Below are 24,452 nucleotides of genomic sequence, written 5' to 3'. Positions count from 1 at the left end.
GGGACTCCTGCCATGCCCGAAGACCACCGCCCCCGGGTCCGGCTGTTCGGCGAGCTCCTCGCGCACTGGGCGCGAGAACGCCCCGCGGACACCGCGCTGATCTTCGGTGACCGGTCCTGGACCTGGGCGGAGTTCGACGAGCGGGTCCGGCGGCTGTCCGGGGCCCTGTCCGCCGCCGGCGTCACCCGGGGCGACCGGGTCGCGTTCGTCGACAAGAACCACCCCGCCTGCCTGGAAACGACCTTCGCGGCGGCCGGGCTCGGCGCGGCCGACGCCGTGGTGAACTGGCGGCTTTCCGGTGACGAACTCGCCTACGTGCTCAAGGACGCGGGCGCGAAGGTCGTCTTCGTCGGCGCCGAACTGAGGCCCGCGTTCGAGGCGATCCGCGACCGGCTGCCCGCCCTGGAACGCGTGATCGTCGTCGGCGGGGACGCCGACGAGTACGAGGCCTTCCTCACCTCCGCCGCACCGCACACCGCCACCGGCGTCGACACCGACGACGGCGTGCTGGTCCTGTACACCAGCGGCACCACCGGCTTCCCGAAGGGCGCGGTGCTGACCCACCGCAGCGTCCTCGCGCACGGCCTCGCCGCCGGGACCGCGTTCCCGATCGGCCCGGGTGAGGTCAACCTGGTCGCGATGCCGCTGTTCCACGTCGGCGGCAGCTGCTACGCGGTTTCCGGGTTCCTCTACGGGGAACCGTCCTACCTGACCCGCGAGCCGGACGCGGCGTCGCTGTTCGCGGCCCTGCAGGCCGGGATCACGCACGCCTTCCTGGTGCCCGCCGTCGTGGCCGGGATCGCCCAGGCCGGCGAGGCCGCGCTCAAGGCGTTCTCCCGGCTGAAGTACCTCTGCTACGGCGCCTCGCCGATGCCGCTCCCGCTGCTGCGGACGGTGCTCGCCGCCTGGCCGGACGTCAGGTTCGCCCAGGTCTACGGCATGACCGAGCTGTCCGGCGCGGTCACCGCACTGGACCCGGAGGCGCACCGGGACGACGCCCACCCGGAACGGCTGGCCTCGGCGGGCACCGCACTGTCCGGAGTGGACATCCGGATCGTCGACCCGGTCACGGCGGTGGACGCCGAGGTCGGCGAGGTGTGGGTGCGCACCGAGCAGCGGATGGCGGGCTACCTCGGCAAGCCCGAGGCCACCGCGGAGACCATCGTGGACGGCTGGGTCCGCACCGGCGACGTCGGGCGCCTCGACGACGGCGGGTTCCTGTTCCTCGAGGACCGCGTCAAGGACATGATCATCACCGGTGGCGAGAACGTCTACTCGCCGGAAGTCGAGCGCGTGGTGGCGGAGTTCCCCGGCGTTGCCGAGGTGGCCGTGATCGGCGTCCCGGACGACCGGTGGGGCGAGCAGGTCAAGGCCGTCGTGGCGCCGGCTCCGGGGGAGCAGCTGGACGCGGACAAGCTCGTCGAGTTCTGCCGCGAACGGCTGGCGCACTTCAAGTGCCCGCGCAGCGTCGACGTCCTCGAAGCGTTGCCCCGCAACGCCACCGGCAAGATCCTGAAACGTTCGCTGCGCGAGCCCTACTGGCGGGACCGGGACCGGAACGTCTGATGCCGCCGGTGACGCGGAGCGGGTACTTCGAGGCCGCGCTGGACGTGCTGGCGCGGCACGGGTTCACCGAGCTGAACGTCGGCACGCTGTGTCGCGGCCTCGGCGTCACGAGCGGCTCGTTCTACCACCACTTCGGTGGCTGGCCGGGGTTCGTGACGCAGCTGCTGGAGCACTGGGAACACCGCCAGGAGCGCATCCTGCGCGAGCGCCACTTCGGCACCGGTGGTCCGTCGGCCGACTTCGCCGCGCTGATGGACCTCACCCTCGGGCTGCCCCACGAGGCCGAGGCCGCGATCCGCGCGTGGGCGCGCACCGACGAAACCGTGCGCGCGGCGCAGAAACGCGTCGACGACGCGCGGCTGCGGACGGTCGGCAAGGCGGTGGAAGGGATCGTCGGCGACCGGGCGCTGGCCCGGACGCTGACGTCGCTCGGAATGGCGATGCTGGTGGGGCACCAGCAGCTGGCGGCCGCGGGGGAGCCCGGCGAGCTGACGGTGCTGCTGGCGGAGTACACCCGGCTGGTGCACTCCCGCGCGGGCGGCCGTTAGAGCTGCGCTTCGACGGCGTTCACCAGCTGCATCAGGGAAACGCCTTCGGACGGGACCGAGTGCCGGATCAGCTCCGCGGCCGGGTGGAAGCCGATGGCGCCGAGATCCGGGTGGCCCTGGGCGATGGCGCGCCCGAACTCCCGCTCGGCGTAGGCCCGGTCGGCGGTGGCCAGCCGCGTGACGGCCCGCCACACGGCGACCGCGCAGCTGAGCGGCTCGACGGGCACGAGCGGCACGAGTTCGCTGCCGGGGGGCAGGTGCTGCGCGGCCGATTCGATTCGGTTCATGTTCGTCCACCTTTGTTCGTTTCGACCAAAGTAGGACGGGCGTGGGCCGGCCCGGAATCGGCGATTCGCGGAAGTGGGTTCGTGCGGTGGCGGACTAGGCGTTGCCGAGCACCCGGGTCACGGTGATCTCGATGACCACCCGCTGCGGGTTCGGCTTGGGCTGCCGGTAGCGGGCGGCGTACCGGTTTTCGGCGTCGTGCACCGATTCCGGGTCGTCGCGCAGCACCGCGCGCCCCTCCAAAGTGGACCAGCGGGGGCCGTCGAGCTGGCAGACCGCGACCGGGATCCCGGCCGCGCCCGCGGCACGCACGAGCCGCGCCTTGACCGACGGCGCGAAGGTGATCACCCGGGCGAGGCCGGCGTCGAAGTCGACGGTCACGCCGACCGCGACGACGTGCGGGGTGCCGTCCGGCCGGACCGTGGTCAGGGTGGCCAGGTGGCGCTCGGTCCAGAACGCGTGGAAGTCCGGCCCGCGGCCGTCGAGGTCGATCTTCATGGCGTCCACGCTAGCCCGTCCGGGTGGGGCGGGCCTCCTCGGGACCCACGGTGCGTAATAGTAAGGAAAGTTTCCTAACCCTCTTGACCTGGTCTTGAACGTTCTGCCAGGCTTCGATCACCTTCGCCGCAGCCAACGATGTCGTTACGGAGGAGCCATGAAGAAAGCCGTCCGGGCGGTGGTGGTTTCGGCCGCGCTCGCCGCGGGGCTGCTGAGCGTGCCCACGGGTGCGTCCGCGGCCGGCACGCCGTACGTGCCGGGAACGCTGCGGCCGTCCGTCTCGCAGGCCACGCAGGACACCGCGCTCCAGAAGTACTACGACTTCTGGAAGAAGAACTTCCTGACCACCCAGTGCGGCACCGGCACCTACGCGGTGCTGTCCAAGGACGCCGACCACTCCTTCGTCGCCGAGGGCGAGGGGTACGGCATCACGATCTCGGCGATGATGGCGGACAAGGACCCGCAGGCGCGCTCGATCGTCGACGGGATCCTGAAGTTCGTCAAGGCGCACCCGTCGGTCAACAACCGGGACCTGCACGCGGCCGAGCAGGACGCGAACTGCAAGAGCGTCAACGGCAGCGACTCCGCCACCGACGGCGACCTCGAAATCGCCTACGGCCTGCTGATCGCCGACAAGAAGTGGGGCAGCGGCGGCGCGGTGAACTACAAGGCCGAAGCGGTCCGGATCATCAACGCGATCAAGAAGAGCGAGGTCAACGGCACCACGAAGTTCACCCTGCTCGGTGACTGGGGCAACGACGCGGAGTACCGCAACAGCTCGCGTTCGTCGGACTGGATGCCGGGCCACCTGCGCGCCTTCGCCGCGGCGACGGGTGACAGCTTCTGGGGCCAGGTCCGCACCCGCTCGGAGACGGCGGTGAGCCGGCTGCAGTCTTCGTACGCGCCGAACACGGGACTGTTGCCGGACTTCGTGGTCAACACGAACTCGACGCCGAAGCCGGCGCCGGCGGACTTCCTGGAGGGCCCGAACGACGGCAGGTACAGCTGGAACGCCTGCCGCGACCCGTGGCGCCTTGGCGCGGACGCGATCTCGTTCGGCGGGAGCGCGGCCGCGGCGCAGGTCCGCAAGATGAACACGTGGATCAAGTCGGCAACGGCCGGCGACCCCTCGAAGATCCAGAGCGGCTACTCGCTGTCGGGTGCGAAGACGGAGACCGGGCAGCACCCGTGCTTCACGGCCCCGTTCGCGGTGGCGGCGATGACGGACCCGGGCAGCCAGGCCTGGCTGGACAAGCTGTGGACGGCGGTCTCGACGTGGTCCCCGGACGCAACGGACTACTACGGAACGGGAATCACGGTCCAGGTCCTGCTCATCCTGAGCGGCAACTACGTGGCCGCCTGACAGCGCGTCCCGCACCCGGTCATTCCGGGTGCGGGACGGCTGGTTCGTGGGCGAGACCGGACCGTTCCGAGCACGTCGATCCGCGGGCTCATGTCCACGAAGCGGCATCGCCGAGAACTTCAACAACCAGTTGACCTCTTCAACACTGAGTTGTAGCGTTCCGGCCAGCCGAACAGTGGAGGTCCGTCATGTTCCGTTCTCGTGCCGTGCAGGCGGGAGTGTTGCTCGCGAGCGTTGCCGTGCTGGTGACGGCTTGTGGTGGCGGTCCGGACGGTGCGGGCGGGACGTCGCAGGCCGCCGGCGCGCCTGCGTCCGGCATTCCGGACACCGCCGCCCTCGTTCAGGGCGTGCAGAAGGATGCGCAGCTCAACGCCGCCCTGCCGGACGCCGTCAAGCAGGCCGGCCTGCGGCTGGCCTCGAACCTGCAGTCCGCGCCCAACAACTTCTACGCCCCCGACGGCAAGACGCCGATCGGCTACGAGGTCGACCTCGCCAAGGCGATCGCCGCCAAGCTCGGCGTCGGTGTCACCCACCAGGACATGGCCTTCGGCTCGCTGATCACCAGCCTCCAGTCCGGCCGCATCGACCTCACCATGGCCGGGATGAACGACACCAAGGCCCGCCAGCAGCAGATCGACTTCGTCGACTACTTCACCTCGGGCATCACGATCATGATCCGCAAGGGCAACCCCGACGGCATCACCGGCCCGGACACCCTCTGCGGCAAGAACGTCGCCGTCGTGCAGGGCACCAGCCACCAGAAGTTCGCCGCCGGGCAGAGCGTCAAGTGCACCCAGGCCGGCCGGCCCGCGGTCACCGTCACCGCGACCGACAGCGACAACCAGAACCAGAACCAGCTCCGCACCGGCCGCGTCCAGGCGATCCTCAACGACCTCCCCAGCGCCGTCTACATCTCGCGCACCGCCGGTGACGGCAAGTTCTTCGAGGTCGTCCCCGGCGAGCCGATCGACGGCGGCCCGTACGGCATCGGCGTCAACAAGACCAACACGGTGCTGCGCGACTCCGTGCAGAAGGCGCTGCAGGCCCTGATCACCGACGGCACCTACGGCAAGATCCTGCAGGCCTGGGGTGTCGAGCAGGGCGCGCTCAAGGAGGCCGCGGTCAATGGCGGCTCCTGAACCGCTGCCGATCGTCCGGCTCCGCCACTGGGGCCGGTGGGTCGCCGCCGCGATCATCATCGCCCTGCTCGTCCTGCTCGGCATCGCCCTCGGCAACGCGCAGATCGAGTGGCACCAGGTCCCGGACTTCGTCTTCTACAAGGTGATGGCGACCGGCCTGCTCAACACCGTCGTCCTCGCCGTGCTGTCCCAGGCCGTCGCGATCGTGCTCGGCGTCGTGATCGCCCTGCTGCGCCGCAGCGCCAACCCGGTCGCGCGGTGGTTCGCCGCCGGCTACATCTGGATCTTCCGCGGGCTTCCGGTGCTGCTGCAGATCCTGCTCTGGTACAACCTGGCGCTCGTCTTCCCGGTCATCGACATCCCGTTCCTGCTCCACGAGCAGACGAACGTGCTGGTCAGCGCGTTCACCGCCGCGTTCCTCGGGCTGGCGCTCAACGAAAGCGCGTACATGGCGGAAATCGTCCGTGCCGGGCTCAACAGCGTCGACAGCGGGCAGACCGAGGCGGCCAAGTCGATCGGCATGACACCCGCCGCGACGCTGCGCCGGGTCGTGCTGCCGCAGGCCATGCGGGTGATCATCCCGCCCACCGGCAACGACTTCATCAACATGCTCAAGGGCACGTCGATGGCGTCGGTGATCGGCGTGACCGAGCTGATCCACGCGGCCAACAACATCTCGTCCAACAACCTCCTGGTGATGGAGACGCTGCTGGCCGCGGCCGTCTGGTACATGGTCGTGGTGACCGTCGCCGGCGTCGGCCAGCACTACCTGGAACGCGCGTTCGGCAGTTCCGACCGGCCGGACCGCGGGCCCCTCGCCCGCGCCGGCCAGGCCCTGCGCGGCGTGCCGCTGGTGAGGAGTGCCCGTGCCTGAGCCACTGCTGCGTGCCGTCGGCGTCCGGAAGTCCTACGGCCACACCGAAGTCCTCGGCGGCATCGACCTGGAAGTCCACAAGGGACAGGTCGTCTGCCTGCTCGGGCCGTCCGGCGCCGGGAAGAGCACGTTCCTGCGCTGCATCAACCACCTGGAGACCATCGACGCCGGCCAGATCTGGGTCGACGGCGAGCCGATCGGCTTCCGGCAGCGCGGCGGCAAGCTGTACGAACTGCGCGAACGCGACGTGGCCCGGCAGCGGCGTGACATCGGCATGGTGTTCCAGCGGTTCAACCTCTTCGCGCACCGGACGGCCCTTGACAACGTCGTCGAGGGCCCGATCCGGGTGCTCGGGGTCAAACCGGACGTCGCGCGGAAGCAGGCCCGGGAGCTGCTCGACCGGGTCGGGCTGGCGCACCGCGCCGACGCCTACCCGGCGCAGCTGTCCGGCGGGCAGCAGCAGCGCGTCGCGATCGCCCGGTCGCTGGCCATGAAGCCGAAGCTGATGCTGTTCGACGAGCCGACGTCGGCCCTCGATCCGGAACTGGTCGGCGAGGTGCTCGAGGTGATGAGTACGTTGGCGGGGGAGGGGATGACGATGGTCGTCGTGACGCACGAGATGAGCTTCGCCGCGGAGGCCGCCGACGAGGTGGTGTTCCTGGCCGACGGTGCCGTCGTCGAGACCGGGCCGCCGTCGGAGGTGCTGAGCGCGCCGAAGCACGACCGCACCCGGCAGTTCCTGGCGAGGATCCTCGCGTGAGGAGGATTTCGCCCCGGTACCTGCTCCAGTTCGACGAGCCCGCCGGCTACCTCGACTTCGCCCGGTTCGGGCCGCCGTCGCACGCGGTGCTCGACACGACGGCCGCCCTGCTCGACCAGGCCACCACGGCCGGCCCGTCCACAGTGGACGAGCTGATGCGGCAGGAGGTGCGGGCCAAGGCCGCGGCGGCGCGGCTGTCCGGCTCCGACACCGACCACACGGTGCTCCTGCCCAACACCAGCCTCGGCCTGTTCCAGGCCGCGTTCCACAGCACCGGCGAGGTGCTGGTGTCGGCGGCGGAGTTCCCGGCCAACACCTACCCGTGGGCGCGGGCCGAGCAGGCCGGACGCCTCAAGCTGCGCCGCCTGACCGGCGGTCACGTGACGCCCGAGCGCGTCGCCGAGGCGCTGACGACGGAGATCACGACGGTCAGCGTCAGCGCCGTCGACTTCCGCACCGGGTTCCGGGCGGACCTCGCAGCGTTGCGCGACGTCGTCGGCGACCGGCTGCTGGTCGTCGACGGCATCCAGGGCTTCGGCGTCGCCGAGGAGCCGTGGGAGGTCGCCGACGTCCTGGTCGTCGGCGGGCAGAAGTGGCTGCGCGCGGGCTGGGGCACCGGCTTCGCGGTGCTGTCCGACCGCGCACTGGACCGGCTGGATCCCGTGCTCTCGGGCTGGACCGGCGCGCGTGACCCGGGCCTGTTCGACGACGAGATCCACCCGCCGGACGGCACCGCCCAGTCCTGGTCGATCTCCAACCTGAGCCCGATCACCTCCGGCGCGTTCGCCGAGGCCCTCGAGCTGGTCGAGGAGGCGGGCGTCGGGGCCATCGCGGAGCGGATCGCCGAGCGGCTGGCCGCCTTCGAAGAGGTGCTGGCGGCTTGCGGCGCCGAAGTCGTCTCGGCGACCGGGCGGCGGGCCGGGATCCTGGCCTTCACCCTGCCCGGCCACCCCGCCGAGCAGGTCGGCGCCGCGCTGACCGGCGCCGGGATCGCCGCGACCGTGCGACCCGAGCACGTCCGGCTCTCGCCGCACGCCTCGACCCCGGCGGCGGCCGCGGACCTGCTCCGGGAAGCGCTGGAGACCCTGACCCGGCCTCGCGAACCGATGGTCGTCCCGGCCGCGGGCGCGACGACCCACGAGGTGCTCACCGCACTGGTGCCGGCCATCCCGGGACTCGCGGCGATGCTCGGCCCGGGCAACGAAGTCCTGCTGCACGACCTGAGCCGGCTGCCGGACTCGATCATCGCCATCGCCGGCGACCTCACCGGCCGCAGCGTCGGCGGCCCGATGACCGACCTGCTGCTCGGCCTGGTCCGCCGCGGCACCACCCAGGACCTGACGAACTACCGCACGCACGGCCCGGACGGCCGCCCGATCCGCTCCTCGACGCTGTTCCTGCGGGACGCCGACGGGGTCGCGGTGGGCTGCCTGTGCGTCAACAGCGTCGAGGAGACCGCGTCCCCCGGCGGCAACGGCGAGCCGGAGACTTTCCCACCGGACGTCGACAGCCTGCAACGGTTCCTCGTCGACCGGGCGGTGACGAAGGCGGGCATCCCGGTGGACCTGATGAAGAAGCGCCACAAGGCGGCCGTGGTGCGGGAGCTGGACGAAGCCGGTTATTTCCTCATCAAGGACGCGGTCGACCACCTGGCCGGGCGCCTCGACGTCACCCGGTACACGATCTACAACTACCTCAACGAGATCCGCGCCTGACGCTGCCCGTTCGGACCTTGCCCGTGCGGCCGTCCGGGCGCACGATGGCGCACATGGTGGAACCGGACACGCACCAGGCCCTGGTGCGGCTCGAAGCGGACGGCGAGGCGGACGCCGAAGAGTTCGACCTGCTCGCCCGCCGGCTGCGTACCGAACTGAGCGGGCTGGACGTCGACCTGCGGCCGGTCCCGGGCGAGCTCCCGCCGGGAGCGAAGGCCGCGGACCCGGTGACGATCGGCTCGCTCGTGGTGGCGTTCAGCGCGGCCGGCGGCGTGTTCCCCGGCCTCGTCGAGACGCTGCGCGAGTGGCTGGGCCGTCAGGCGGGCAAGCACAAGATCAAGGTGACGATCGACGGGGACACCGTCGAGCTGGAGCGGGCGACGTCGGCCGAGCGGCAGCAGCTGATCGACGCCTTCGTCCGCCGCCACGGCTAGCCGGCACGCCCTGCTGATCGCCACCGAGACGCACGCCGACCCGGCGCTGCGGCGGCTGACGGCACCCGGCGGCGACGCACAGGAGCTGGCCGCGTCCTGAGCGACCCGGCGATCGCGGGGTTCGAGGTGACGACGCTGGTCGACCAGCCCCACCACGTGGCGGGCGAGGCGCTGTGGTCGAGCCGCCGCCGAGGCGACCCGAAGCAAGGCCGGAAGCTTCGGCCGGGGCGTCATCACCCCGGCCGAAGCCGGTCCGCGCTGGTTCGTCGTCGCCGCGGGGGGCCGCGAGCAGCCGGCGGGACAAGCCGTTCGCCGACTCGAAGGTCCATTTCGTCGAGGCGGGCGTGCTGGCCCTAGTCCACAAAGGACTCCACGGCATCGGCGGCGAAGGAAACCCCGCCGTGACCGCGGATCTCCGCCTTCAGCTCGGCCAGCCGCGCCGCGACCGAAGGCGATGAGGACACCTCGTCCACCGCCTCCCGCAACGACGAAGCCGTCACCGATTCCGCCGGCAGGTGCCGGCCCACGCCCAGTGCCTCCAGCTGAGCCGCGTTGCCGAACTGGTCCGCCGCCTGCGGGATCGCCACCGTCGGGACGCCGAACCACAGCGCCTCCGTCGCCCCGCCCATCCCCGCGTGCGTGATGAACGCCGATGCCGCTTCCAGCACCGCCAGCTGCGGCACGCTCTCGTGCACCTCCACCGAGGAAGGCAACGGCCCGAGGGAATCGGGCGAGACGTGCTTGCCGATCGACATCACCACGTGCCAGTCCTCGGCGAACGCGGAAATGCAGGCCTGGTACACCGGAAGCTGGTCGTTGAACGCCGTCCCGAACGACACCAGCAGCACCCGGCGGCCGGACGCGGGCGGCGTCCACGACCGGTCGGCCAGCCGCGCCGGGTCCAGGCAGGGCCCGACGAACCGCACGTGCGGGCCCACCCGGTCCGCCTGCGGCTGCATGGCCCGCGGGATCAGCGAAAGGACCCGCGAGGGGTGCCCCAGCCACTCCCAGGGGTCGGCCGAAACGCCGTGGGCCGACAGCCACCGCGACAACGTGGCCGCGTAGTCCACACCGGACGGTGACGCCTTGATCGGCGCCATCACCTCGGCCATGTCCTCGTCGTAGCCTTCCCACGCCACCAGTGTCGGCGACAGCTGCACCGCGGGGACGCCGTACCGCGCGGCCAGCAGCGGCGCACCCAGCCCGCCGATGTCGTACAGCACGAGATCCGGCCGGTCGTCGTCGAACCGGGTCGTCAGCAGCGGGTGGATCGCGATCGCTTCGTCGAGGAAGACGCGCATGGCGTCGGCCGGGTCGTCCGGCCACACGGCCGCCTCGCCGAGCGGGAAGGTGGTCGGGTGCTCGACGACCTCGGCACCCGTCGGGGCGACCAGCGAAGCCAGCGGCGTGCCGACGACGTAGGACACCCGGTGCCCGCGGCGGACCAGCTCACTGATCACGCCCAGCGACGGGTAGACGTGGCTCGGCGCGGTGCAGCCGACCATGACGATGTGTTTGCGCAGCATGGTGCTCCTTCGAAGGGAGAAAGAACAGACGGCGCGCAGGTGAAGGGGCGCTCCCGGTACGCGGGGGCCCGGCGGTCACGCCGTCTCAGACGAGGCGGAGCCGGATGAAGAAGATCATGCCGCCGACCGTACGGGATTCCGGAGCGTTCGCGCCACCTGATTTCCGCCTTTCGCAGGCATTTCGCGGGCACGCACCCGTTCGACCGTCCCGGGAGGGCCCGTCACGGACTAGGGTTCGCCCGCCCGATGACGCAGGGAAAAGGGAGAAACCAGTGAGACGTGCCTTTCTTGCCGTGGTCGCGGCCGCCGCGGTGGCGTCCGCGCTCGTGGCCGCGCCGGCCGCGAACGCCGCCCCCGCGGGACCGGCGTCGATCACCTGGGGACCGTGCACCGATCCCACGCTGGTCGCCGCCGGCGCCGAATGCGGGTACCTCACGGTGCCGCTCGACTACGGCAAGCCGGCCGGGGAGCAGATCCAGCTCGCCCTCAGCCGCGTCAAGCACAAGGTGCCCGACGCGCAGTACCAGGGCGTCATGTTGACGAACCCGGGCGGCCCCGGCGGATCCGGCCTGCTGCTGGCCACCCGCGGCCCGCGCGTGCCCAACCACGCCGGTGACGCCTACGACTGGGTCGGCTTCGACCCGCGCGGCGTCGGCGCCAGCAAGCCCGCGCTGAGCTGCGACCCGGACTACATGGACTACAACCGGCCGCAGTACGTGCCGTTCATCCCGCAGCTGGAGCAGACCTGGCTGAACCGCGCCAAGGGGTACGCCGAGGCCTGCGCGAAGAACAACCCGAAAGCCCTGCTGGAGAACATGAAGACGACCGACACGGTCCGCGACATGGACTCCCTCCGGAAGGCGCTCGGGCAGCGGCAGCTGAACTTCTACGGCTACTCCTACGGCACCTACCTCGGCCAGGTGTACGGCTCGCTGTACCCGCAGAACGTCCGGCGGATGGTGCTGGACTCGACGGTCGACCCGCGCGGTGTCTGGTACGGCGCCAACCTGAACCAGGACGTCGCCTTCGACCGGAACATCCTGATCTGGTTCGGCTGGCTCGCTCGGCACGACGACGTCTACCACCTCGGCAAGACGCAGGCCGCGGTGCAGCGGGTGGTCAACGAGCAGCTGCTCAAGACGTCGTTCAACCCGGCAGGCGGCGTGATCGGGCCGGACGAGATCCTCGACGTCATCCAGCAGGCGAGCTACTACCAGCTGCGGTGGACGCTGCTGGGCGACGCGCTGTCCCGGTTCGTCAACCAGGGTGACTGGCAGAACTGGAAGACGCTCTTCGAGGCCTTCGGCGGCCGCGGCGACGACAACGGCTACGCGGTGTACCTCGCCGTGCAGTGCACCGACGTCCAGTGGCCGCAGAGCTGGAACCAGTGGAAGCGCGACAACTGGCGGACCTTCGCCAAGGCGCCGTACTTCACCTGGCAGAACGCGTGGTTCAACGCGCCCTGCCTGTACTGGCCGGCGAAGCCGGGCAAGCCGGCGAAGATCGACGGCGGCGGCGTGCAGAGCGTGCTGATGATCGGCGAAACGCTCGACGCGGCGACGCCGTACGAAGGCAGCCTCGAGGTCCGCAGCCGGTTCCCGGGTGCTTCGCTGATCGCGGAGCCGGGCGGCACCAGCCACGCGATCACCCCGCGCGGCAACGCGTGCGTCGACACCAAGATCGCCGACTACCTGGCGACGGGTGCGCTCCCGGCCCGCAAGCCGGGCCGCGTGGCCGACGTCGAGTGCGCGCCGCTGCCGCAGCCGACGCTGCCGGCGCCGACGGCCGCCAAGGCCGACGTCGCGGCGACGCCGGGCGTGGTTGCCGGGCGGTTCGCCGGCTGACCTGCGTCAACCTCGGGAAACGGGGTGCCGGGCCCAGTGCCCGGCACCCCGTTTTCGTGCTTTCCCGCGCCGGGGACTTTGAACACACGTGGACTTTGTGTTACAAAGTAGGCATCAACTTTGCGATACAAAGTCCACGAAAGGAGGACGCCATGACTGGGGGACCGGCGTTCGCGCTCCACGGCCTCACCAAGCGGTTCGGGCAGGTCACGGCGGTCGGCGGGGTGTCCGTCGAGGTCGCGCGCGGCGAGGTCGTCGCGTTGCTCGGGCCGAACGGCGCGGGCAAGTCGACCACCGTCGACATGCTGCTCGGCCTGACCAAGCCGGACGCGGGGGAGGTGACCGTCGCCGGCGGCAGCCCCCGTGCGGCCGTCGACCGGGGGCTCGTCGGCGCGATGATGCAGAACGGCGCGCTGCTGCCGGACGTCACCGTCGGCGAGATCGTCGGCCTGATCGTCTCGACGCACGAGAAGCCGCTGCCCGCCGGCGAGGTGATCGCCCGGGCGGGCCTGGAGCATCTGGTGAAACGCCGCTGCGGCAAGCTGTCCGGCGGGGAACGCCAGCGCGTCCGGTTCGCGCTCGCGCTGGCGGGCGACCCGCAGCTGCTCGTGCTCGACGAGCCCACCGCGGCGATGGACGTCGACGGCAGGCGGGCGTTCTGGGCGGCCATCCGCGAGTTCGCCGCCGGCGGCCGGACCGTGCTGTTCGCGACGCACTACCTCGCCGAGGCGGAGGACTACGCCGACCGCGTCGTGCTGATGCGCCACGGCGCCGTCGTCGCCGACGGCCCGGTCGCCGAGGTCCGGGCCGCGGTGTCGGGCCGGGTGCTCAAAGCCGTCGTGCCCGGCGCGACCGAAGCCGGGCTGGCCGCGCTTCCCGGTGTCACGGGTGTGCAGCTGCGCCGGGGACGGGCCGAGCTGGCCTGCGCCGACTCCGACGCCGCGATCCGCGCCCTGCTCGCCGCGCACCCGGACGCGTCCGACATCGAAATCACCGCGCTCGGCCTCGAAGAGGCCTTCCTGGCGCTGACCGCCGACGAGACCGAGGGGGCCGCCGCGTGAACACGACGTACCTGAGCCTGGAGATCAAGCGGATCGTCCGGAGCCCGCAGTTCACCGTTTTCACCATCGGCATGCCGGTGGCCATGTTCCTGCTGTTCGGCACGATCTTCGGCAAGCTCGTCACGCCGAACGGCCTGCCGTCCGACGTCCAGACGATGATCAACCTCGCCGCGTACGGCGCGAGCGGTGGCGCGCTGTTCACCGGCACGCGCGTGGCGCAGGAACGCACCGACGGCTGGCAGCGGCAGCTGCGGCTGACGCCGATGCGCGGCCCCGGCTACCTGGTCGTCAAGGTCATCTCGGCGATGGCGGTGGCCCTGCCGGTGCTCGTGGTGGTGTTCGCCGCGGGACTGGCGACGGGGATCCACATGACGGCCGCGCAGTGGGGGCTGGTGCTGGTCTCGCTGTGGCTCGGTGTGCTCCCGTTCGCCGTGCTCGGGCTGGCCATCGGCCTGTTCGGCAAGGGCGACACGGTCGGTGCCGTCACCGGCGCGCTGATGATGCCGCTCGGCATGCTCGGCGGCCTGTGGATCCCGCTCTACGTCCTCCCGGACTGGATGGGCACCCTCGCCCGCTTCTTCCCGACGTACTGGCTCGGGCGAGTCGGTGTCGAACCGCTGGCCCACGCCGGTGGGATGGGTTTCGCGGTGCTCGTGCTGGCGGGCTGGCTGGTCGTCCCCGCACTGGTCGTGGTGCGCCGGTTCCGGCTGGACACGGCCCGGCTCTGAATGCGTGTTAGCTTCCGTGCGGTACTGAGGGGCTGCGCGGGAGGGGTGACACAGGTGGACGACGAGCCGTTGTCAGCGGAGGAGTCGCTGAACCTGATCGCCCAGCAGAACCGGAAGCTGCGCCGGGAGCTGGGCGGCGGTCCGGCGCGGATGCTCGCGGCCTGGGCCTTCGCCTGGATCATCGGCTGGGGCTTCACCTACGTGACGGTGCAGCCTGGCGTCGCGGTGCCCGGCTGGGTCGGCGGCGTGCTCGTCGCGGTGCTCTTCGCCGCCGCGATCGCCTACACCGCGTACGTCAGCGTCCGGGCCGGGCGGGGGATCCGCGGCCCGTCCCGCACGGTCGGCGCGATGTACGGCTACAGCTGGACGCTCGCCTCGATCGGGTTGACCGTGATCGACATCCGGATCACGACCTTCGGTTCGCTGTCCTCCGCGCAGGTGTCGTTGCTGTGGTCGGGCACCTGGCTGCTGCTGACCGGCGTGCTGTACCTGGCGGGCGGCATGCTCTGGCAGGACAAGCTGATGTACGGCCTCGGCGCGTGGATGATCGTGTCGGCCGCGCTGAGCGTGCTGGTGGGGTCCCCCGCCAACTTCCTCGTGCTCGCCGTCTGTGGCGGCGGTGGGTTCCTGCTCGCCGCGATCGTCTACTTCGTCCGCGAGAAGTCCGGCCGATGAGCGAACTGCCCCAGCTCGACCCGGTCATCCACGCCCAGGCGCGGCTGCGGGTCACCGTCGCCCTCGCCGGGCTGCGCCCCGGCGACCAGATCACCTTCCCGCGGCTGCAGCAGCTGCTGGACATGACGGCCGGCAACCTCTCGACGCACCTGCGCAAGCTCGAGGACGCCGAGTACGTCGAGATCACCAAGGCCTACGAGCACCGCACGCCGGTCACCCTGGTCCGGCTGACCGCGGCCGGCCGGGCCGCGTTCGAGAGCTACACCAAGGCACTGCACCGGCTGCTGGACGCCACCGGCGGGGACTGACGTGGCCCGCTGGGTGATCCACCTCGACCTGGACGCCTTCTACGCCTCGGCCGAGCAGCTCACCCGCCCGACACTGGCCGGGCGGCCGGTGCTCGTCGGCGGCACCGGGCCCCGCGGGGTCGTCGCCGGCGCCAGCTACGAGTCACGGGCGTTCGGCATCCGCTCGGCCATGCCGATGTCCCAGGCCCGGCGGCTGTTGCCGGCCAACGGCGTGATCGTGCCGCCGCGGTTCCGCGTCTACGAGCGCCTCAGCCAGGAGGTCTTCGCGGTCGTCACCGAGGTCGCGCCGGTGCTGGAGAAGATCTCCCTCGACGAAGCCTTCGCCGAACCGCCGTCGCTCGTCGGTGCGTCGTTCGACGCCGTGACGGCGTTCTGCGCCGCGTTGCGGGCCCGGATCCACGCGGAAACCGGGCTGGTGGCGTCGATCGGCGCGGGCAACGGCAAGCAGATCGCGAAGATCGCCTCCGACGAGGCCAAACCGGACGGCCTGCTGGTGGTGCCGCAGGGCACCGAACGGGAGTTCCTCGCGCCGCTGCCGGTCCGCGCGCTGTGGGGCATCGGCCCGGTCGCCGAGGGAAAGCTGCGGTTCATCGGCGTCCAGACGCTCGGGCAGCTGGCGGCACTGTCCGAACAGGACGCCGTGGCCACGCTCGGCGGCGTCGTCGGCCGCGACCTGCGCCGGCTCGCGACCGGCGCCGACGACCGCCCGGTGGCGGGCCGCGCCGAGACCAAGCAGGTCAGCGCCGAGACGACGTTCGACACCGACATCAAGGACCTGCCGGCGTTGCGGGCGGAGGTCCGCCGGATCGCGGTGGGCGCGCACCAGCGGCTGCTCAAGGCCGGCCGGGTGGCACGGACGGTGGTGATCAAGCTGCGGCACACGGACATGCACACGGTGACCCGCTCGGAGACGATCTCCGCGCCGACGGACGACCTGGCCGAGCTGTCGGCGACGGCGGAGCGCCTCCTGATCGACCCGGCGGAGTTCGGCGGCATCCGGCTGGCGGGGGTGGCGTACAGCGGGCTTTCGGTGCCGCACCAGGACGCGCTGTTCACCCTGGCAGCGCCTTCGGAGCCTTCGACGTCGACCGTGGTCTCGGCGCCGGCACCCGCGGCGCCTTCGGAGTGGCGCCAGGGCGACGACGTGGTCCACGAGGAGTTCGGCACGGGCTGGGTCCAGGGCGCGGGCCACGGCCGGGTGACGGTCCGCTTCGAGCACCGCTCCTCCGGCCCCGGCGTGGCCCGCACGTTCCCCCAGACCGACCCGGCCCTCACCCGCGGCGACCCCGGAGACTGCCTGCGCTGAAAGCGCCCCAATGTGGCCTTCGGTGCGTTGGACGCACCCAAGGTGGCCTTCGGTGCGTTGAGCGCACCGAAGGCCACATTGGGGCGCTGGGGGACCTACTCGGGCAGGCCGACGCGCCGTTCCCCGCTGCGCAGCTGCTGCAGCACGACCGCGATCACCAGCAGCGCGCCGTGCGCGACGTTCTGCCAGAACGGGTTGATGCCCAGCCCGGACATGCCGTTGTCGAGCACGCCCAGGATGATCACCGCGAGCACGGTGGAGATGATCGACCCGCGGCCGCCCTTGAGCATCGTGCCGCCGAGGGCGGCGCCGGTGACGGCCTGCAGTTCCAGGCCTTCCGACCCGGACGTCGGCTGGCCGGAGCCGGTGCGGGCGGTGATCAGCACGCCCGCGATCGCCGCGACCACGCCGACCAGGGCGTACACGCCGATGATGTACCGGTTGACGTTGATGCCGGCCAGCCGGGCGGCGGTGTCGTTGCCGCCGATCGCGTAGACGTTGCGGCCGATGTCGGTGTACTTGAGCAGGAAGTGCAGCAGCGCCGCGACGATCAGGAACACCCACACCAGCGACGGCAGCCCGAGCACGGATCCCTTGGCCAGGAAGATGAACAGGTCGTCGCCGCCGGTGTAGCCCTGCGCCTTGCCGTCGGAGACGACCTGCGCGATGCCCTTGTAGGTGGCGAGCATGGCCAGCGTCGCGACCACCGGGTTGACCCGGCCGAAAATGATGATCATGCCGTTGACCAGGCCGCAGAGGATGCCGACGCCGACCGCGGCGAGGATGCCGGCCTCGGCGTTGCCGGTCGAGGTGAACACCATCGCCGAGACGACCGACGCCAGCCCGGCCATCGAGCCCACCGAGATGTCCAGCGCGCCCAGGATGATCACCAGGGTCTGCACCAGGGCGAGCAGCCCCATGATGGTGATCGCGCTGCCGATCAGCAGCAGGTTGTTGGTGCGGAAGAAGTTCTCGTTCAGCACGCTCAGCAGGATCACCAGCGCGATCAGCGTGATGATCAGGCTGGAGTTCTGCACGCCGATGCCGATGAGCACGCGGCGCGCGGCCGACGGCCGGGGCGGCGCGGCGGGCGCCGACGTTTCCTTGGTGGGGATACTCATGCGCCGATCTCCTGCTGTTCTTCCGCGGCGGGTTCGGTTTCGGGGATGGCGAGGGTCAGCACGGCTTCCTCGGTCGCTTCCTCGCGGCCGAGCTCGCCGGCCAGTCGCCCGGCGCGCATGACGAGGATGCGGTCGGCCAGCGTCAGCACCTCGGGCAGGTCGGAGGAGATGACCAGCAGGGCGATGCCTTCGGCGGCGAGGCCGTCGATGATCCGGTAGATCTCGGCCTTCGCGCCGACGTCGACGCCCCGGGTCGGCTCGTCGAGGATCAGCAGCTTCGGCCGCCGCGCGAGCCAGCGCGCGAGGACGGCCTTCTGCTGGTTGCCGCCGGAGAGCTTGCGGACTTCCTGCTCCATCGACGGCGTCCGCACGCGAAGCTCGCGTACGTACTCCTCGACGAGCGCGCGCTCCTTCGCCCGCTTCACGACCCGGAAGCGGCGAAGGCGGTCGAGGACGGCGATGGAGACGTTGTCGCGTACGGACCGCTGCATGAGCAACGCGTCCGTCTTGCGCTCTTCGGGAGCGAAGCCGATACCCCCTTTGACGGCGTCACCGGGGTTGTGCGCGCGCAGCCGCTTGCCGTCGAGCTCCACGGTCCCGGACCGGATCGGCAGGTCGCCGACGATCGCGCGAGCCAGCTCGGACCGGCCCGCGCCGACCAGCCCGGCCAGGCAGACCACCTCGCCCGCACGAACCTGCAGCGAGATACCGGTGACGTCGTCGGTCGTGACGTCGTCCAGTTTCAGCACGACCTCGCCGGTGTCCTGCGTGCTCCGGCGCTCCAGCGCGGACAGGTCGCGGCCGATCATCATCCGCACCAGGCCGGCTTCGTCGGTCTCCGCGGCCTGCTGGACGCCGACGAGCTTGCCGTCGCGCAGCACGGCGACGCGGTCGGCGAGCCGGAAGATCTCCTTCATCCGGTGTGAGACGTAGACGACCGCGACGCCCCTGTCGCGCAGCCGCCCGATCAGCCGGAACAGCGCCTCGACCTCGTGCTCCGACAGTGACGACGTCGGCTCGTCGAAGGCGATCACCCGCGGCGGTGTGGCCGCGGTGAGCACGCGCAGGATCTCGACGATCTGCCGCTGGGCGGCCGACAGCGCGACGCCGAGCGTCGCCGGGTTGAGCACGCCTTCGAAGCCGTACTCGGCGAGCGCGTCCTGCGTCGCCTTCAGGAGCGTCCGCCGGTTGAAGACCCGCGCCTTGGCCGGAAGCTCGCCGACGAAGACGTTCTCCGCCACCGAAACGTGCGGGATGATCTCGGGTTCCTGGTAGATCACGCGCACCCCGGCGGCCATCGCCGCGCGCGGGGTGTCGAAGGCGACCTCGGTGCCGTCCAGGAGCAGCCGGCCCTCGTCCGGGCCCTGGTCGCCGGACAGCACGCGCAGCAGCGTCGACTTGCCGGCGCCGTTTTCCCCCAGCAGGGCCAGGACTTCGCCGGAGCGGAACTCCAGGGAGACGTCGTCGAGGGCGGTGACGCCGGAGAAGCGCTTGCCGATGCCCTCGACGGCGAGCGCGGGCGGAGAGCCGGACATGGAGTCCCTTCCGTACGGCGGCGGCAAGAGCGGGCGGGTGAGTGGTCAGGTGCAGTTGACGCCGGCCTGCCGGTAGTTGTCCTTGGTGACGATCGTGGTCTTGGCGATCGTTTCGGCGGGCAGTTCCTTGCCGTTCTTCACCTTGTCGACGAGCACCTGGATCGCCGAGCGGCCGACCTCGGCGCCGGAGATGTAGAGCGCGGCCTTGTTGCCGGTGTCCTTGTTCGCGGCCCAGTCCTTGCAGGTGAGGTACGCGCCGAGCCCGACACCGATGATGTTGTTCGCCGCCACGCCCGAGTTGGCCAGCGCGGTCACGACCCCGGTCTCGTTCTCGTCGTTGCAGCCCCAGACGACCCAGTGCTTGACGCCCGGGTTGGAGCCGATCACCGCGCCCGCGCGGTTCTGCGCGTCGACGGGGGAGTTGTCGGTGCCGACGTCGATGACCTGGACGTCCGCGCCCGCGGCCTTGGCGAAGGCGCTCTTCGCGGCGTTGACGCGGTCGGTGCAGACGGTCAGGTCCTGCTTGAACGCGCTGATGATCTTCGTGTCGGCGGCGGCCCAGTTCGCGGCCTTGAACAGCTTCCCGGCCTCGGTGCCGACCGAGTCGCCCATCTGGCTGCCGTTGAAGCCGACGAACGGGGCCTTCGCGCCGGTGCCGTCCTTGATGACGTCGTCGGAGGCGATCAGCGGGATGCCCGCGCTCTTGGCCTTGTCGATCACCTGCGGGCCGATCGCCTGGTCCGGGACGACGATGGCGACGCCGTTGGCGCCCTGCGCGACCGCGGCGTCCAGTTCGGTGATCGCCTTGTTGGCGTCCTGGCCGAGGTTGACCACCTTGAGTTCGACGCCGAGTTCCTTCGCCTTCTCCTGGGCGCCCTGCGCTTGCTCGACGAAGTACTGCTGATCGCCCTGTTTCTGCAGGTAGTACAGGGTGATCTTGCCGTTCGACGGCGCCTGCTGCTGCGGTGCCGCGGTGTCTTTGCCGGAAGAGCAGGAGGCGAGCAGGGCGCCGGAAATCAAACAACAACCAACAACGCTCCAGGTTCGGAACCTGTGCGGATGTGTGGACATCGAGTGCTCCCAAGGGGGCCGAGGTCGAGTGGGTCCGGTGAGTTCGCGAAGTGACTCGTATTACAAAACACCCGTTCGAGGAGCGTCAAGGCGCAGTTAGCGGAGCGAGACCTACTGTCCGTAGTTCTACGGTCGCCCTCACGAGGGTGATTTATCGTATTTTTTCGGCTCTGGGCTGGGCGTTGTCCAGGTTTTGTCCGGTGCGAATGTTCTGAGCGGTGTTGTCGACTGTGGTGGAAGTTTCAGGGGGCCGGGACGCCCTCTCTGCCGGGTTCGCCCGGCTGGCAGGATGACCGGACCACGTTAGGGGGACCGATGACGAAGCACCGCGTCGCCGCGCTCGCCGGAGTCGCCGTCCTGGCGGCCGCCTGCAGCAGCCCGCCGCAACAGCGGGGGCCGGCGCCGACGCCGTTCCCCGAGGCGGCCCCCTCGAGCGCCGCCGCCCCCGAGGGGTCGTTCAGCGTCGTCGCCACCGGTGACGTCCTGATCCACCCCGCGCTCACCGAGCAGGCCGAGGCCGACGGCGGCGGGAAGATCGACTACCGGCCGCTGCTGGCCGGGATCAAGCCGGTGATCTCCGGCGCCGACCTCGGCATCTGCCACCTCGAGACGCCGCTGGCGCCGGACGGCGGGCCGTACAGCGGCTACCCGTCGTTCAGCGCGCCGCCGGAGATCGCCGACGCGCTCAAGGACACCGGCTACGACACCTGCTCGACGTCGTCCAACCACACGATCGACCAGGGCGCCGAAGGCGTCACCCGCACCCTGGCCAAGCTCGACGAAATCGGCGTCAAGCACACCGGCTCGGCGCGGTCGGCCGCCGAGGCCGCGAAACCGCTGGTCCTCGACGTCCACGGCGTCAAGGTCGGCCAGGTGTCGTACTCGTTCGGCTTCAACGGCATCAAGGTGCCGGCCGGGAAACCGTGGCTGGCCAACCAGATCGACGTCGACGACGTGCTGGCGGAGGCTCGGAAGGCCCGCCAGGCCGGGGCGCAGGTCGTGATCGCGAGCCTGCACTGGGGCGTGGAGTACCAGCACCAGCCGACGGCCGAACAGCGGTCGCAGGCCAAGAAGATCCTGGCGTCGGACGACGTCGACCTGATCATCGGCCACCACGCCCACGTGGTCCAGCCGTTCGAGAAGATCGGCGGCAAGTGGGTGGCCTACGGGCTCGGCAACAGCGTCGCCCGCCATTCGGAACCCAAGGGCGACACGGAAGAAGGCGCGGTGGCCCGCTTCCGCTTCGTCCGCGACGGCGACCGCTGGAAGGTCGACAAGGCCGAGTACATCCCCACCCTGATCCGGCTGGAAAACCCCATCCGCCTGATCGACTTGTCGACATCCCCGCCGTCCGCCCCGGTCACCAAGGCCCTCCAGAACACGGACAAGAACATCCTGAGCCTGAACGCCGACAAGTCCGGCCTCACCCGCCCCGGCAAGTAACCCGCAACTCGCGTGATCACAGCCGTAACTCGCGTGATTGAAGCCGGATCTCGCGAGTTACGGCTTCAATCACGCGAGTTCCGTTCCTGATCACGCGAGTCACGGGGTTCAGTGGGTGCGGGTGGTGATCAGGCGGGCCAGGGAGGCGAGTTCGGCGGTGGCGCGGGAGGGCGGGGCGGCTGTGGTGAGCTCACGCAGGGCCTTGGCCAGCAACGCTTCCGCCTGGGCCTGGCTCCACTGGCGGCCACCCGCGGCCTCGACGAGGGAAGCCGCGCGAGCCAGCTCGGTCTCGGCCAGGGGCTCGCGCCGGGCGTAGAGCGTGGCGAGGTCCGAGCCGGCGGGCGTGCCCGAACACAGGGCCGTCACCACGGGCAGGGACTTCTTGCGGTTCTGGAGGTCCGAGTACACCGGTTTGCCGGTGACGTCCGGGTCGCCCCAGATGCCGAGCAGGTCGTCGACGTGCTGGAACGCCAGGCCCACCGCCCGGCCGAACGCGCCGAAGCGGTCCTCGGTGGCCGGGCCGGACGCCGCTCCGAGCGTGCACGCCGCGCCCAGCAGGGCCGCCGTCTTGCCCTCCGCCATCCGCACGCACTCGCCGGGGGTGACGTCGTCGCGCTGCTCGAAGTCCAGGTCCGCGGCCTGGCCTTCGAGCAAGGCCAGCGTCGCGGCCGACAGCAGCCGCGCGTTCGCCGCCCCGCTCGGCGCCAGCACCTCGAACGCCAGGCTCAGCAAGGCGTCTCCGGCCAGGACCGCGGGGCCGGTGCCGAACACCGTCCACGCCGTGGCCCGGTGCCGCCGGGTGGTGTCGCCGTCCATGACGTCGTCGTGCAGCAGCGAGAAGTTGTGCACCAGCTCGACCGCGACGGCGGCGGGCACGGCGTCGGCCGCCTCCGCGCCCGCGGCTTCCGCGCACAGCAGCACCAAAGCCGGCCGCAGCGCCTTGCCGCCGTCGCCGGCCGCCGGCCGTCCGTCGGCGTCCTGCCAGCCGAAGTGGTAGGCGGCGACCCGCCGCATCGCCTCCGGCAGCCGCTGGGTGGCCGTCCGCAGCGCCGGGTCGACGATCCCGCGGCTCCACGCGAGGACATCGGTGAGCGGACGGGCCGCGGCCCGCGTGTTCATGGTGGTCATCGGCGACCGACCTGGACGTCGTCGAGCGCGCCGAGCGCGTCGGGGACGAGGACCGCGGCGGAGTGGTAGGCGCTGACCAGGTACGAGGTCACCGCGCGGTCGCTGGTGCCCATGAACCGGACGTTGAGCCCGGGCCGGTATTCGTCCGGCAGCGACTTCGGACGGAGGCCGATGACGCCGGCGTCGTCTTCGCCGGTGCGCATGGCGAGGATCGAGGTGGTGCCGGCCGGGCTGATCGGGAGCTTGTCGCAGGGCAGGATCGGCACCCCGCGCCAGGCGGTGACGCGCTTGCCGTCGAGGACGACCGTGTCGGGGTAGATGCGGCGGGCGGTGCATTCGCGGCCGAAGGCGGCGATGGCCTGCGGGTGGGCGAGGAACAAGCGGGTTTTGCGGCGGCGGCAGAGCAGGTCGTCGAGGTCGAGCGGGGTGGGCGGGCCGGTGCGGGTGGCGATGCGTTGCTTGAGGCCGGTGTTGTGCAGGAGCCCGAAGTCGGTGTTGTTGATCAGTTCGTGTTCCTGGCGTTCCCGCAGGGCTTCGACGGTGAGGCGGAGCTGCTGTTCGAGCTGGTCGATGGGCTGGTTGTAGAGGTCGGTGACGCGGTTGCGGACGTGCAGCACGGTCTGGGCGACGGCGAGTTCGTATTCACGCGGCGAGGGATCGTAGTCCACGTAGGTGCCGGGCAGCAGCGGTTCGCCGTCGTGGCCGGCGGCCAGGTCGATGGCGGCTTCGCCCTTGGTGTTCTGGGGTTTCCGCGGCCGGGCCAGTGCTTCGGCGACATGGGTGCGCAGTGCTTCGGAGCGGCCGTTGAGCCGGCTGTAGGCGGCGGCCGGCAGCACCAGCGCGGTGACGCGGGTGGCGGCCCGGGCGGTGAAGGCCCAGGTGCCGGGGTCGGGGCCGAGGAGTTCCCCGCCGAAGTGGTCGCCGTCGATGGCGGTGCCGAGGTGGAGGTCGTCGCCGTACGGACCGGTGCCGTGGCGGGTGACTTTGCCGTGCGCGAGGAGCACGAGCATGTCCCGCGGGGCGCCGGCGGTGAACAGTGTCGCGCCGGCTTCGTATTCGCGTTGCTCGAACGCGTCCGCCAGCGCGCCGAGTGCCTGCTCGTCGCCGAAGCCGCGCAGCAGGGCGATTTCGGTGAGCTCGGCGGGCACGACCTGGACGCGGGTGCCGGTGGTGTAGAAGGAAAGCCTGCCGTCGCCGAGGGTGTAGGTGAGGCGCCGGTTGACCCGGTAGCTGCCGGCGGGGACCTCGACCCACGGCAGCTGGGAAAGCAGCCAGCGGGTGGTGATGCCGCGCATCTGCGGCAGCGTTTTGGTGGTGGTGGTCAGTGTCCGCGCCGCGGTGACGCTCAGCGACAGCTGCACCGAGGTGGTCTCTTCGGTGACGGTCATGGGGTTTCCCGGCCGATTTCGGCGTTTTCGAGGATGGCGAGGGCGTCGGGGACGAGGACGGCGGCGGAGTAGTAGGCGGAGACGAGGTAGGAGATGAGGGCTTGGTCGTTGATGCCCATGAAGCGGACGTTGAGGC

Annotated in this window: 23 protein-coding genes and 2 pseudogenes; 15 read left to right on the top strand and 10 right to left on the bottom strand. The window is 71.0% G+C overall.

Annotated features, from left to right (window positions below; translation table 11 throughout):
* Positions 1–12: 12 nt before the first annotated feature.
* On the top strand, positions 13–1,566 hold the full coding sequence (locus ACLJQE_RS35750; protein ID WP_410643975.1) for an acyl-CoA synthetase: 1,554 nt from the start codon (positions 13–15) through the stop codon (positions 1,564–1,566).
* Entirely contained in the window at positions 1,566–2,114 is a 549-nt protein-coding gene (locus ACLJQE_RS35745; protein ID WP_410643974.1) for a TetR/AcrR family transcriptional regulator, read from the top strand. The genes ACLJQE_RS35750 and ACLJQE_RS35745 overlap by 1 nt, the downstream gene beginning before the upstream one ends.
* Here the strand turns inward: ACLJQE_RS35745 and ACLJQE_RS35740 are convergent.
* Entirely contained in the window at positions 2,111–2,401 is a 291-nt protein-coding gene (locus ACLJQE_RS35740) for a hypothetical protein (RefSeq protein ID WP_410643973.1), read from the bottom strand. The two genes, ACLJQE_RS35745 and ACLJQE_RS35740, sit on opposite strands and share 4 nt — an antisense overlap.
* Before the next feature lie 94 nt (positions 2,402–2,495).
* On the bottom strand, positions 2,496–2,897 hold the full coding sequence (locus ACLJQE_RS35735; protein WP_410643972.1) for a PPOX class F420-dependent oxidoreductase: 402 nt from the start codon (positions 2,895–2,897) through the stop codon (positions 2,496–2,498).
* A gap of 157 nt (positions 2,898–3,054) precedes the next feature.
* On the opposite strand from ACLJQE_RS35735, the gene ACLJQE_RS35730 reads away from it, so the two are divergent.
* The 6 genes from ACLJQE_RS35730 to ACLJQE_RS35705 all read left to right on the top strand — a co-directional run bounded on the left by ACLJQE_RS35730 (position 3,055) and on the right by ACLJQE_RS35705 (position 9,182).
* Positions 3,055–4,260, top strand: a complete 1,206-nt coding sequence (locus ACLJQE_RS35730; protein WP_410643971.1) for a glycosyl hydrolase family 8 — start codon at positions 3,055–3,057, stop codon at positions 4,258–4,260.
* A gap of 188 nt (positions 4,261–4,448) precedes the next feature.
* Entirely contained in the window at positions 4,449–5,399 is a 951-nt protein-coding gene (locus ACLJQE_RS35725) for an ABC transporter substrate-binding protein (protein WP_410643970.1), read from the top strand.
* Positions 5,386–6,273, top strand: coding sequence for an amino acid ABC transporter permease (locus tag ACLJQE_RS35720; protein ID WP_410643969.1), 888 nt, complete (start codon positions 5,386–5,388; stop codon positions 6,271–6,273). Before ACLJQE_RS35725 ends, ACLJQE_RS35720 begins: the two co-directional genes overlap by 14 nt.
* Positions 6,266–7,033 carry an amino acid ABC transporter ATP-binding protein gene (locus ACLJQE_RS35715; RefSeq protein ID WP_410643968.1) on the top strand — a complete coding sequence of 256 codons (768 nt, stop codon included), beginning with the start codon at positions 6,266–6,268 and terminating at the stop codon, positions 7,031–7,033. Before ACLJQE_RS35720 ends, ACLJQE_RS35715 begins: the two co-directional genes overlap by 8 nt.
* Positions 7,030–8,748, top strand: a complete 1,719-nt coding sequence (locus tag ACLJQE_RS35710; protein WP_410643967.1) for an aminotransferase class V-fold PLP-dependent enzyme — start codon at positions 7,030–7,032, stop codon at positions 8,746–8,748. Before ACLJQE_RS35715 ends, ACLJQE_RS35710 begins: the two co-directional genes overlap by 4 nt.
* A 53-nt stretch (positions 8,749–8,801) precedes the next feature.
* Positions 8,802–9,182, top strand: coding sequence for an effector-associated constant component EACC1 (locus ACLJQE_RS35705; RefSeq protein WP_410643966.1), 381 nt, complete (start codon positions 8,802–8,804; stop codon positions 9,180–9,182).
* A gap of 353 nt (positions 9,183–9,535) precedes the next feature.
* Here ACLJQE_RS35705 and ACLJQE_RS35700 read toward each other — a convergent pair whose 3' ends face one another.
* Entirely contained in the window at positions 9,536–10,708 is a 1,173-nt protein-coding gene (locus tag ACLJQE_RS35700; RefSeq protein WP_410643965.1) for a macrolide family glycosyltransferase, read from the bottom strand.
* A 272-nt stretch (positions 10,709–10,980) separates the two neighbouring features.
* Here ACLJQE_RS35700 and ACLJQE_RS35695 point away from each other — a divergent pair, with 272 nt between their 5' ends.
* The 6 genes from ACLJQE_RS35695 to ACLJQE_RS35670 all read left to right on the top strand — a co-directional run bounded on the left by ACLJQE_RS35695 (position 10,981) and on the right by ACLJQE_RS35670 (position 16,630).
* Positions 10,981–12,552, top strand: coding sequence for an alpha/beta hydrolase (locus ACLJQE_RS35695; protein ID WP_410643964.1), 1,572 nt, complete (start codon positions 10,981–10,983; stop codon positions 12,550–12,552).
* Between the two features lie 152 nt (positions 12,553–12,704).
* A complete protein-coding gene (locus ACLJQE_RS35690) occupies positions 12,705–13,613 on the top strand; it encodes an ABC transporter ATP-binding protein (RefSeq protein ID WP_410643963.1) in 909 nt (302 codons plus the stop codon).
* Positions 13,610–14,341, top strand: coding sequence for an ABC transporter permease (locus ACLJQE_RS35685; RefSeq protein ID WP_410643962.1), 732 nt, complete (start codon positions 13,610–13,612; stop codon positions 14,339–14,341). Before ACLJQE_RS35690 ends, ACLJQE_RS35685 begins: the two co-directional genes overlap by 4 nt.
* Before the next feature lie 54 nt (positions 14,342–14,395).
* Positions 14,396–15,016, top strand: a complete 621-nt coding sequence (locus ACLJQE_RS35680) for a hypothetical protein (RefSeq protein WP_410643961.1) — start codon at positions 14,396–14,398, stop codon at positions 15,014–15,016.
* Entirely contained in the window at positions 15,013–15,324 is a 312-nt protein-coding gene (locus tag ACLJQE_RS35675; RefSeq protein WP_410643960.1) for a transcriptional regulator, read from the top strand. Before ACLJQE_RS35680 ends, ACLJQE_RS35675 begins: the two co-directional genes overlap by 4 nt.
* Before the next feature lies 1 nt (position 15,325).
* On the top strand, positions 15,326–16,630 hold the full coding sequence (locus tag ACLJQE_RS35670) for a DNA polymerase IV (RefSeq protein WP_410643959.1): 1,305 nt from the start codon (positions 15,326–15,328) through the stop codon (positions 16,628–16,630).
* A 95-nt stretch (positions 16,631–16,725) separates the two neighbouring features.
* Here ACLJQE_RS35670 and ACLJQE_RS35665 read toward each other — a convergent pair whose 3' ends face one another.
* The 4 genes and pseudogenes from ACLJQE_RS35665 to ACLJQE_RS35650 form a co-directional block, all read right to left on the bottom strand.
* Positions 16,726–17,751, bottom strand: a complete 1,026-nt coding sequence (locus tag ACLJQE_RS35665; protein ID WP_410643958.1) for an ABC transporter permease — start codon at positions 17,749–17,751, stop codon at positions 16,726–16,728.
* A pseudogene (locus ACLJQE_RS35660) lies at positions 17,748–18,452 on the bottom strand (ATP-binding cassette domain-containing protein); the annotation flags it as partial. The pseudogene ACLJQE_RS35660 and the gene ACLJQE_RS35665, both read right to left, overlap by 4 nt.
* A gap of 318 nt (positions 18,453–18,770) precedes the next feature.
* A pseudogene (locus ACLJQE_RS35655) lies at positions 18,771–19,241 on the bottom strand (ATP-binding cassette domain-containing protein); the annotation flags it as partial.
* Positions 19,242–19,331: 90 nt separating this feature from the next.
* Positions 19,332–20,306: a substrate-binding domain-containing protein gene (locus ACLJQE_RS35650; RefSeq protein ID WP_410643957.1), complete on the bottom strand. Its 975-nt coding sequence runs from the start codon at positions 20,304–20,306 to the stop codon at positions 19,332–19,334.
* Positions 20,307–20,672: 366 nt separating this feature from the next.
* Here ACLJQE_RS35650 and ACLJQE_RS35645 point away from each other — a divergent pair, with 366 nt between their 5' ends.
* Positions 20,673–21,800, top strand: coding sequence for a CapA family protein (locus tag ACLJQE_RS35645; protein ID WP_410643956.1), 1,128 nt, complete (start codon positions 20,673–20,675; stop codon positions 21,798–21,800).
* A gap of 108 nt (positions 21,801–21,908) precedes the next feature.
* Here ACLJQE_RS35645 and ACLJQE_RS35640 read toward each other — a convergent pair whose 3' ends face one another.
* Genes ACLJQE_RS35640 through ACLJQE_RS35630 form a run of 3 tightly spaced genes read right to left on the bottom strand, consistent with a single transcriptional unit; the run spans position 21,909 to position 24,435 of the window.
* Positions 21,909–22,928, bottom strand: a complete 1,020-nt coding sequence (locus ACLJQE_RS35640) for a family 2 encapsulin nanocompartment cargo protein polyprenyl transferase (RefSeq protein WP_410643955.1) — start codon at positions 22,926–22,928, stop codon at positions 21,909–21,911.
* Positions 22,925–24,316: a family 2B encapsulin nanocompartment shell protein gene (locus ACLJQE_RS35635; RefSeq protein WP_410643954.1), complete on the bottom strand. Its 1,392-nt coding sequence runs from the start codon at positions 24,314–24,316 to the stop codon at positions 22,925–22,927. Before ACLJQE_RS35635 ends, ACLJQE_RS35640 begins: the two co-directional genes overlap by 4 nt.
* The gene (locus ACLJQE_RS35630; protein ID WP_410644169.1) at positions 24,313–24,435 is read right to left on the bottom strand and encodes a hypothetical protein; all 123 of its coding nucleotides are present in this window, start codon (positions 24,433–24,435) and stop codon (positions 24,313–24,315) included. Before ACLJQE_RS35630 ends, ACLJQE_RS35635 begins: the two co-directional genes overlap by 4 nt.
* Between the last annotated feature and the right edge of the window lie 17 nt (positions 24,436–24,452).

This window comes from Amycolatopsis sp. lyj-346 (genome assembly GCF_046548975.1).
In the GTDB taxonomy this organism is placed as follows: Bacteria; Actinomycetota; Actinomycetes; order Mycobacteriales; family Pseudonocardiaceae; genus Amycolatopsis.
The sequence above is the reverse complement of the archived record's forward strand: the minus strand, read 5'-3'. Positions and strand labels throughout refer to the sequence as shown.